7 protein-coding genes and 1 other RNA gene are annotated in these 8,748 nt (G+C 61.4%); 7 read left to right on the forward strand and 1 reads right to left on the reverse strand.

Going from position 1 to position 8,748, the window contains the following annotated elements; all coding sequences use genetic code 11:
- Positions 1–53 precede the first annotated feature (53 nt).
- Positions 54–2,663, reverse strand: a complete 2,610-nt coding sequence (gene gyrA, locus U5805_RS29780) for a DNA gyrase subunit A (RefSeq protein ID WP_322107075.1) — start codon at positions 2,661–2,663, stop codon at positions 54–56.
- Between the two features lie 612 nt (positions 2,664–3,275).
- On the opposite strand from gyrA, the gene ompA reads away from it, so the two are divergent.
- From ompA to U5805_RS29815, 7 genes are all read left to right on the forward strand, one after another.
- Positions 3,276–3,923 (forward strand): outer membrane protein OmpA, encoded by a 648-nt coding sequence (ompA, locus tag U5805_RS29785; RefSeq protein WP_322107076.1) that lies wholly within the window; start codon positions 3,276–3,278, stop codon positions 3,921–3,923.
- Positions 3,924–4,163: 240 nt separating this feature from the next.
- The gene (ubiG, locus tag U5805_RS29790; RefSeq protein WP_322107077.1) at positions 4,164–4,862 is read left to right on the forward strand and encodes a bifunctional 2-polyprenyl-6-hydroxyphenol methylase/3-demethylubiquinol 3-O-methyltransferase UbiG; all 699 of its coding nucleotides are present in this window, start codon (positions 4,164–4,166) and stop codon (positions 4,860–4,862) included.
- Between the two features lie 75 nt (positions 4,863–4,937).
- Complete coding sequence (locus tag U5805_RS29795; RefSeq protein ID WP_322107078.1) at positions 4,938–5,660, forward strand: HAD-IA family hydrolase; 723 nt, start codon at positions 4,938–4,940, stop codon at positions 5,658–5,660.
- Positions 5,661–5,767: 107 nt separating this feature from the next.
- Positions 5,768–6,137, forward strand: a transfer-messenger RNA (tmRNA) gene (gene ssrA / locus U5805_RS29800).
- A 421-nt stretch (positions 6,138–6,558) separates the two neighbouring features.
- Complete coding sequence (locus tag U5805_RS29805) at positions 6,559–6,855, forward strand: hypothetical protein (RefSeq protein WP_322107079.1); 297 nt, start codon at positions 6,559–6,561, stop codon at positions 6,853–6,855.
- Positions 6,856–7,086: 231 nt separating this feature from the next.
- Positions 7,087–8,163 (forward strand): hypothetical protein, encoded by a 1,077-nt coding sequence (locus U5805_RS29810; protein ID WP_322107080.1) that lies wholly within the window; start codon positions 7,087–7,089, stop codon positions 8,161–8,163.
- 8 nt (positions 8,164–8,171) lie between these two features.
- Positions 8,172–8,522, forward strand: coding sequence for a hypothetical protein (locus U5805_RS29815; RefSeq protein WP_322107081.1), 351 nt, complete (start codon positions 8,172–8,174; stop codon positions 8,520–8,522).
- Positions 8,523–8,748 lie beyond the last annotated feature (226 nt).

Here is an 8,748-nt window from a genome sequence, read left to right on the forward strand (position 1 = left end):
TAACCTGACACTCAGTCACCAAAAGGCCCGCTTGCGCGGGCCGACGCGGCATCTTACTCTCCGGACTCGCCTTCGCCCGGTTCGACGTCGCCTTCCACTTCGGCGTCCGCTTCGGCAATCTGCTGGAGACCAGAGAGCTTCGTGCCTTCGTCAAGGCTGATGAGTGTAACACCTTGCGTTGCACGGCCCATTTCGCGAATCTCCGAGACGCGCGTGCGGATCAGCACGCCTGTCGTGGTGATCAGCATGATCTCGGCTTCGGGGTCGACGAGCGTTGCCGCCACCACCTTGCCGTTGCGCTCCGAAGTCTGGATCGCGATCATGCCCTTCGTGCCGCGGCCGTGGCGCGTGTATTCGGTGATCGGCGTGCGCTTGCCGTAGCCGTTTTCGGTGGCCGTGAGCACCGACTGCTGCTCGTCGCCCGCCACCAGCAGCGCGATGACCTGCTGGCCGTCGTCGAGCTGCATGCCGCGCACGCCACGCGCCTCGCGGCCCATCGGGCGCACGTCGTTCTCGTCGAAGCGCACGGCCTTGCCGGCGTCCGAGAACAACATCACGTCGTGCTCGCCGTCGGTGATGGCCGCGCCGATCAGGTAGTCGCCGTCATCCAGACCCACCGCGATGATGCCCTTGCGCAGCGGCCGGCTGAACGCTTCCAGCGGCGTTTTCTTGACCGTGCCGAGCGACGTGGCCATGAAAACGAACTTGTCGGCCGAGAATTCCTTGACCGGCAGCACGACGTTGATCTTCTCGCCGTCCTGGAGCGGGAACATGTTGACGATCGGACGGCCGCGCGAGTTGCGCGAGCCCTGCGGCACCTCGTACACCTTGACCCAGTAAACGCGGCCGCGGTTCGAGAAGCACAGGATGTGGTCGTGCGTGTTGGCGATGAAGAGCGTGTCGATCCAGTCGTCTTCCTTCATCTGCGTGGCCTGCTTGCCGCGCCCGCCGCGCTTTTGCGCGCGATATTCCGACAACGGCTGCGATTTCACGTAACCGGAATGCGACATCGTCACGACCATGTCCTGCGGCGTAATGAGGTCTTCGGTGTTCAGCTCGGTCGCGTTCAGCTCGATCTTCGAACGGCGCGCATCGCCGAATTCGCTCTTGATCGAGGTGAGTTCGTCGACGATCATGACCGTTACGCGCTCGGGGCGCGCAAGGATGTCGAGCAGGTCGGCAATCTGCGCCATGACGTCGCGGTACTCGCCGATGATCTTGTCCTGCTCCAGCCCAGTGAGGCGCTGGAGACGCATTTGCAGGATTTCCTGCGCCTGCGTGTCGGACAAACGATAGAGGCCGTCGGCCTGCATACCGTATTGCGGGTTCAGCCCTTCCGGGCGGTAGGCGTCGCGGCCGCCCGCCGCGGCGTTGTCCTGCTCCGCGCGCGTGAGCATGTCGCGCACGAGCGACGAATCCCACGGACGGTTCATCAACTCCTGCTTCGCGATCGGCGGCGTGGGCGCGGCCTTGATGATCTCGATGAATTCGTCGATGTTGGCGAGCGCGACGGCAAGGCCTTCGAGCACGTGACCGCGCTCGCGCGCCTTGCGCAGTTCGTACACCGTGCGGCGCGTGAGCACTTCGCGGCGGTGCGAGAGGAAATGCTGGAGCATTTCCTTGAGGTTCAGCAGCTTCGGCTGGTTGTCCACCAGCGCGACCATGTTCATGCCGAACGTGTCCTGAAGCTGCGTTGCCTTATACAAATTGTTGAGGATCACCTCGGGCACTTCGCCGCGCTTCAGTTCGATCACCACGCGCATGCCGCTCTTGTCGGACTCGTCGCGAATGTCGGAGATGCCTTCGAGCTTCTTCTCGTTCACCAGTTCGGCGATGCGCTCCAGCAGCGAACGCTTGTTCACCTGGTACGGCAGTTCGTCGACGATGATGGCCATGCGCTGGCCGCGGTCGATTTCCTCGAAATGGGTGGCGGCGCGCATCACCACGCGGCCGCGGCCCGTGCGATAGCCGTCGCGCACGCCGGCAACGCCATAAATGATGCCGGCGGTCGGGAAATCCGGCGCGGGAATGATCTCGATCAACTCGTCGATCGTTGCCTCGGGATTTTTCAGCAGGTGATGGCAAGCGTCGACAACTTCGTTGAGATTGTGCGGCGGAATGTTCGTGGCCATGCCGACCGCGATGCCCGACGAACCGTTGATCAACAGGTTCGGAATGCGCGCGGGCAGAATGGCGGGCTCGTTTTCGCTGCCGTCGTAGTTCGGCCCGAAGTCGACCGTTTCCTTGTCGATGTCGGCGAGCAGTTCGTGGCCGATCTTGGCCATGCGGATTTCGGTGTATCGCATGGCGGCGGCGTTGTCGCCGTCGATCGAGCCGAAGTTGCCCTGGCCGTCGACCAGCATGTAGCGCAGCGAGAAGTCCTGGGCCATCCGCACGATGGTGTCGTAGACCGCCGTGTCGCCGTGGGGATGGTATTTACCGATCACGTCGCCGACGATACGCGCCGACTTCTTGTACGCGCGGTTCCAGTCGTTATTCAGCTCGTGCATCGCGTAGAGCACGCGACGGTGAACGGGCTTCAGGCCGTCGCGAACATCTGGAAGGGCCCGCCCGACGATCACGCTCATCGCGTAATCGAGATACGAGCGGCGCATTTCCTCCTCTAGGGAGATTGGCAGAGTCTCTTTGGCGAATTGATCCATTATCGATGTCTGATTCGGGCACGCGCGGTGCTTGAGCCTCGCTCGCCATCATGATCGGGCGAGCGCCGGGGAACTCGCACCGCTACGCGCCCAGCTGTCGCATGGACGCCGCGGACGCAGCGCATCACGCGATTCTACCATGCACGGCACCCTCGCCCGCCGTGTGCGTATACCTATTAGTGGGGTGACGCCGGGACGCTCCAGAGCGCGCCGTTCGCGGCACGGCGTGGCGCGGAAGCGACGGCGCGAACGTGACGCCAGCGCGATTCGTCCGATCGAATGACAATGGGACACATTTGCCGCCCGAATGACCGGCTGAACGCGGCGCCCCACGGTGGAGGGTTCCGCAAATTATTTGGAAATTCCGGGAACTTTTTGTTGCGGGGCCACCACATTCCGCGGGCCCGAGAGAACAAGGGGCAGATTTTTTTATCGTGGGAGGGGAACGATATGGCAAAATGCCAACGCACAAAGTTAGACACTGCTCGAAGTCTACACAACGCAAAACGTTCCCCACAACTTGCCGATGTTATACTTCGAGCAATGTATGACTGGTCTTGGTCACATGACTCGCAGTAAACCTGCGGTAATCTCAATTTCGAGAGGAGAAATATGAATAAACTTTCAAAGCTCGCGTTCATTGCAGCTACCGCAGTTGTGGCTGCATCCGCTCAGGCACAATCGGTGCCGGCGTCGCGACAAGCCGTCAACGACAACTGGGTCAATGGCACTGGCGAATACGTGTGGATGAACGGCACGAACGAGCTTTGCTGGCGCGATGCGTTCTGGACGCCGGCCACCGCCAACGCCAAGTGCGACGGCGCACTGGTCGCCCAGGCACCGCAACCGCCGGTCGCTCCGCAGCCGGCACCGGCTATCACCAGCCAGAAGATCACGTATCAGGCTGACGCCCTGTTCGACTTCGACAAGGCTATCCTGAAGCCGGCTGGCAAGGAAAAGCTGGACGATCTGGCAAGCAAGATCCAGGCGCTGAACCTCGAAGTCGTCGTGGCAACGGGTTACACCGACCGCATCGGCTCGAACGCTTACAACGACCGTCTGTCGCTGCGTCGTGCGCAAGCCGTCAAGTCGTACCTCGTCAGCAAGGGTGTTCCGGCTGAGCGCGTGTACACGGAAGGCAAGGGCAAGCGCAACCCGGTTACGACTGGCTGCAACCAGAAGAACCGCAAGCAACTCATCGCCTGCCTCGCCCCGGATCGCCGCGTGGAAGTCGAAGTCGTCGGCACGCAAAAGCAGTAATCGCGCGTTTCGACCGCAGGTCTCAAAAGCCCCGCTTCGGCGGGGCTTTTTTATGCGCGCCGCTTTTGTCTCGCTGCGCTCGAAACATTTCTTGAGGCTTTCAATTTCCGCGCGAGCGCGCAAGGCGAAACCCGTTTGCCAGGCTTGGCAGTGCGCCGGGCATTTTGCCGCCCCGCGCCCCGGCCTATATACTCCGAGCTTGTTCTCCCCTTTCCGCGCCGCGCTTCAGGCCGCCAACACATGACGAATGCCGATCCCCACGAACTGCAAAAATTCAGCGATCTTGCTCATCGCTGGTGGGACCCGAACGCCGAATTCAAACCGCTGCACGAGCTGAACCCCGTGCGCCTTGGCTGGATCGACAGCCACGCTCATCTGACGGGCAAACGCGTGCTCGACATCGGCTGCGGCGGCGGCATTCTTTCCGAGTCGATGGCCGGACTCGGCGCAACCGTGAAAGGCATCGACCTGTCGAACGAAGCGCTCGGCGTCGCCGATCTGCATAGCCTCGAAAGCGGCGTGAGCGTCGACTACGAGCTAATCGCCGCCGAAGCGCTCGCCGCACGCGAGCCGGCCTCGTTCGACGTCGTGACCTGCATGGAAATGCTCGAACACGTGCCGCAGCCCGCCGAGGTCGTCAAAGCCTGCGCCACGCTCGTGAAGCCCGGCGGCTGGGTGTTCTTTTCGACACTCAACCGCAATGTGAAGTCGTATCTGCTGGCCGTGATCGGCGCCGAATACATCGCGCAAATGCTGCCGAAGGGCACGCACGACTACGCGCGCTTCATTCGCCCCTCGGCGCTGGCCGGTTTCGTGCGCGCCGCGGGCCTGCATCTCGACGAGATCAAGGGCATCACGTACAACCCGCTCACGCGGCATTTCGCGCTCTCGAACGACTCGAGCGTGAACTACATGATTGCGTGCCGCCGCAGCGCCTGAGCGGCGGCGCCCGCATTCCCGTCCGCTAACGGCGAGCGCCGCCGCACCCTGGCGAGCCGCCTCATTCCGCCCGACATGACCACTTCACCGACTCAACGTGCCGAGGACGACGGCGCGGCGCTGGCCACGTGCGCCGCCGTGCTGTTCGACTTCGACGGCACGCTCGCCGACACCGCGCCCGACCTCGCCGCCGCCGTCAACCAGATGCGCCACGCGCGCGGCCTCAAGCCCGCGCCGATCGAAAAACTGCGCCCGCTCGCTTCGGCGGGCGCGCGCGGGCTGATCGGCGGCGCGTTCGGCATCGGTCCCGATCATCATGATTTTCCGGCGATGCGCGAGGAGTTTCTCGCCAACTACGCGGCGAACCTGCGCGTGGAAACGGTGCTGTTCGACGGCATCGACGCCGTGCTCGACGATCTCGACGCGCGCGGCGTGCGGTGGGGCATCGTGACCAACAAGGTCGCGCGCCTGACCGATCCGCTCGTCAAGCTCATGCATCTCGACTCGCGCGCCGCCTGCGTGGTGAGCGGCGACACGACGCCCTACTCCAAGCCGCATCCCGCGCCGCTGTTGCACGCGGCCGAAGTGCTCGGCGTCGCACCGCAGCGCGTGGTGTACGTGGGCGACGACCTGCGCGACGTGCAGGCGGGCGAAGCGGCGGGCATGGCCACCATCGCCGCCGCTTACGGCTATTGCGGCAATGACGTGCCGCCGGAGGGCTGGAACGCGCACTACGTCGCCGCGACGACGGCCCGGCTTTTCGCGCTGCTCGAACACGTCGGCGCGAAGCGGACGTGAGCGCCGGCAAGGCGTGAGCCGGCGCCGGCGCCGGCACCGGGAAAGCGGGACTTGAAACGGCGGCGGTTCGCCTCATCTGGCGAACTATGGGATAATTGCCCTTCCCCGGGGCCGACCTGGTTTCGACAGGGGTTATGAAGTAATCAGGGCATGCCGAGGACCCGTCACCTCGTTAATCAATGGGAAAAACGTAACTGCAAACGACGATACGTTCGCACTGGCAGCCTAAGGGCCGCCGTCCTCTGCCTAATTCACTGACGGATTAGCGTCGCAAGACCGGTAGCAATACCGCCAGAGGTCATTTACGTCAGTTAAGCCCCGTCGGCGTCACGACGCCGGGGTCGAAAATCCAGTGAATCGCCGTAGCGCAGCGTGTTCGTCCGCGTCGCTGCGGTTAAATCAAATGACAGAACTACGCATGTAGAACTGGTTATGGACTGCTTCTGGACGCGGGTTCGATTCCCGCCGGCTCCACCATAATTTCATACGAAAACCCTGTAAGTTCAATGACTTACGGGGTTTTTGTTTTTCCCGGCCGCAGCCCATCATCGGGCGCGGGTTAGGACGCTCTAAGGGTGTTTACCCTGAAATTCCCTGGCGGTAAATTGCACTCGCGATCCGTGGTGATCCATCGTGATCCGTGGTGGGACGACACTACAGGGAGAGAAATCCTGCTTTATATCGGCACACCTCGCTCGTTCCGAGCAAACCCAATCGCCCATTTCATCCCATAGTATTGACACACTACGCGCCGCCAATCTGGCCGCCCAGGAATGTCTGGCCGACGCGCGCCGCAAGCTGTCCAGTGCGCAATCGGAATTCCAGAAGGCGAGCAAAGCCGAGCGAGCCGCCGTGATCGCTGTCGTTGAGGCGTATGACAGCGCAACGTGGAGGCATCATGGCTGATTTTCTGCACGCCTCTACGCAGCAGGATGCCGTGACGGCTGACGCCGCTGTTGTTCGCGTCAATCAACTGCACGCGCTGGCGGAATTGTTGAGCCTGGAAGAAGTCGTTGAGCAATTCTCCGCTCTCTCAACCGTTGCTCAGGTCTCTATTTTTGGTTTGTTCGAGGATGCGCTTGCCGACATACGCATAGCGCTGGAAGTCGTGAAAATGACCAGGGACTCGCTGGCGGTCGCTGGTAACGATGGGGCAAGAGCGGTTCAACCGCCGCCAGCCGGGCCAACTTCCTGAGCACCCCCGCTGGCACGACTACGAGTCAATACCAAAGCCGCCCAATGGGCGGCTTTTGCATTTGCGTAAGGCGGCGGCACAAGGCGCGGGAACCGCCAACCGTTGCTTCGCCGGTCGATTACGGCCCGGGTAGAGCAACGCCATGCGGACGGTCAAAAACTTGACCTTCTTTTGCGGATCTGCCCGCGAATGCGGGGTACGCTGAAAACCCCGAAAACAGGACGGGTCACTATGACGTGGAACACACTCGACGTACCGCTCGAAAACGGATGGCAATGCACGCTCATTCCGGGGTTGCAATACTACGATCTGACGGCCTGGGGGCGTGGCTACCGCAATACGTCGGCTCGCCAGCTTTACCCGAACGCCGGACGGGACAACTCCGCTTACTCGCGGAATGCGCGGCCCCTGAGCGACGTGGACAAGAGCGAGTTGTGGGAGAAAGACCGGATCAAGCAACTGGCGGACGACCGGGCGGCCTTTGCCCGACACTTCCGCCCGAACTGGGATTTGCGCACGATTACAGGTGAAAAGGCGCTGCGCGACGTTCAGGCGTTTGTGCGCGGCCGGTTGAACCTGGCACACTGGAACTTGCCGACGGATAACGCGGCGGTCAAGAAAATACTAACTGATGCGGTGGCATCCGGCCAGCTTGTCCCGGTCGTGAACCGCGAATACCGGGGCGTGCCGCGCGTTGCACCGCCAGCTTATGCACCGCAGCGCTGGCCCGCGACGGGGGGCGGTGGTGGCTACCCACCCAAGGTGCACACCTACCTGGAATTCGAAGCGCTGAAGCGGGCCAACGGCGAAATTCCCCCAATGGGCGCTACGGCAGTGAGTGCAACGCTCAATCCGCAGCCCGATCTTGGCGTACCGGCCAGGAGTGACGATGGTTTTGGCTTGCTTGGTTTCGTTGAGGCGGCGGCGGGCGTTTTGCTCGGTAATGACGATTCGGATGGCGGAGACGATGCGCCGGACCTTGCCGAAAGCATGGCTGATGATTCAGCCGAAGGCGATGTACCGGACGATTCAACTCCTCTCGGGGATGCGCAGCCGTTCGACTATCAGCCCGATATGCCGGACGGCGATGGCGAAAGCCTTGCGGGAATGCCAATCGTGGGCGGCCCGCCTAATACATGGGTTGAGAATCCCTCGGGAAGCGGACAATTGCGGTTCTACGACGCAAATGGCAACGCTGCGTCAGATTTGGACTTTGATCATGATCACGGTTTCGGCATTCCTCATGCTCATAATTGGGACGGAAGAACCCGCGATCTTGGCAATCCTGTTTCACTGCTTCCGTACTAGGAAAAGACATGAATGACCTGAAAGCATTCAACCAATTCCACGACTGGTATTTAGATACTATCCACGTTTCCAAAGAAAGCGAAACATTAATGCTTTGTTTGTATCTGCAAGAGCGGCGTGCGTCTGTGTCATTCGTGGGAATAAATCGTTGTGCTGTGCAAGACTTTAGCTTGCAAAACATCGTGTACAGGATTGAGGTGCTCACTCCCGGCACCTCTCATTATGAGAAGGCACAGCAGATACTAGCTAAAACCCAACGATGGACCGATAATCAACCCGGCAATATCGCGCGACTCTTTTCGACGTGCGGAGCGGAGATAGTTGTCGAGTTTGATTCAATGGAAATTGCGCTGGAATAGCTTAACGGAGGCGGAATTTCTAAAGCCGAGTCGTGAGCGTCGGCTTTTCTATGTCCGCCTATTCTGGCGTTCCTCAATTACGCCGCTATACCGCCACATACGCCGCCCATGCTTCCATCATCGGGCGGCGTTGCTCCATCAAATCGGTTCGGTGATAGGCTGCTTCAACCTTGTTCGCGACGGTATGGGCGAGCGCCCGCTCGGCAAGGTCGCGCGCATAGCCGTT

The sequence above is a fragment of the Paraburkholderia sp. J41 genome (assembly GCF_905220235.1).
GTDB lineage: Bacteria > Pseudomonadota > Gammaproteobacteria > Burkholderiales > Burkholderiaceae > Paraburkholderia.

Coding starts and splice junctions, on each gene's coding strand:
- U5805_RS29795 (WP_322107078.1), top strand. CDS start 4,938: ATGACCACTTCACCGACTCAACGTGCCGAGGACGACGGCGCGGCGCTG.
- ubiG (WP_322107077.1), top strand. CDS start 4,164: ATGACGAATGCCGATCCCCACGAACTGCAAAAATTCAGCGATCTTGCT.
- U5805_RS29815 (WP_322107081.1), top strand. CDS start 8,172: ATGAATGACCTGAAAGCATTCAACCAATTCCACGACTGGTATTTAGAT.
- U5805_RS29805 (WP_322107079.1), top strand. CDS start 6,559: ATGGCTGATTTTCTGCACGCCTCTACGCAGCAGGATGCCGTGACGGCT.
- ompA (WP_322107076.1), top strand. CDS start 3,276: ATGAATAAACTTTCAAAGCTCGCGTTCATTGCAGCTACCGCAGTTGTG.
- U5805_RS29810 (WP_322107080.1), top strand. CDS start 7,087: ATGACGTGGAACACACTCGACGTACCGCTCGAAAACGGATGGCAATGC.
- gyrA (WP_322107075.1), bottom strand. CDS start 2,663: ATGGATCAATTCGCCAAAGAGACTCTGCCAATCTCCCTAGAGGAGGAA.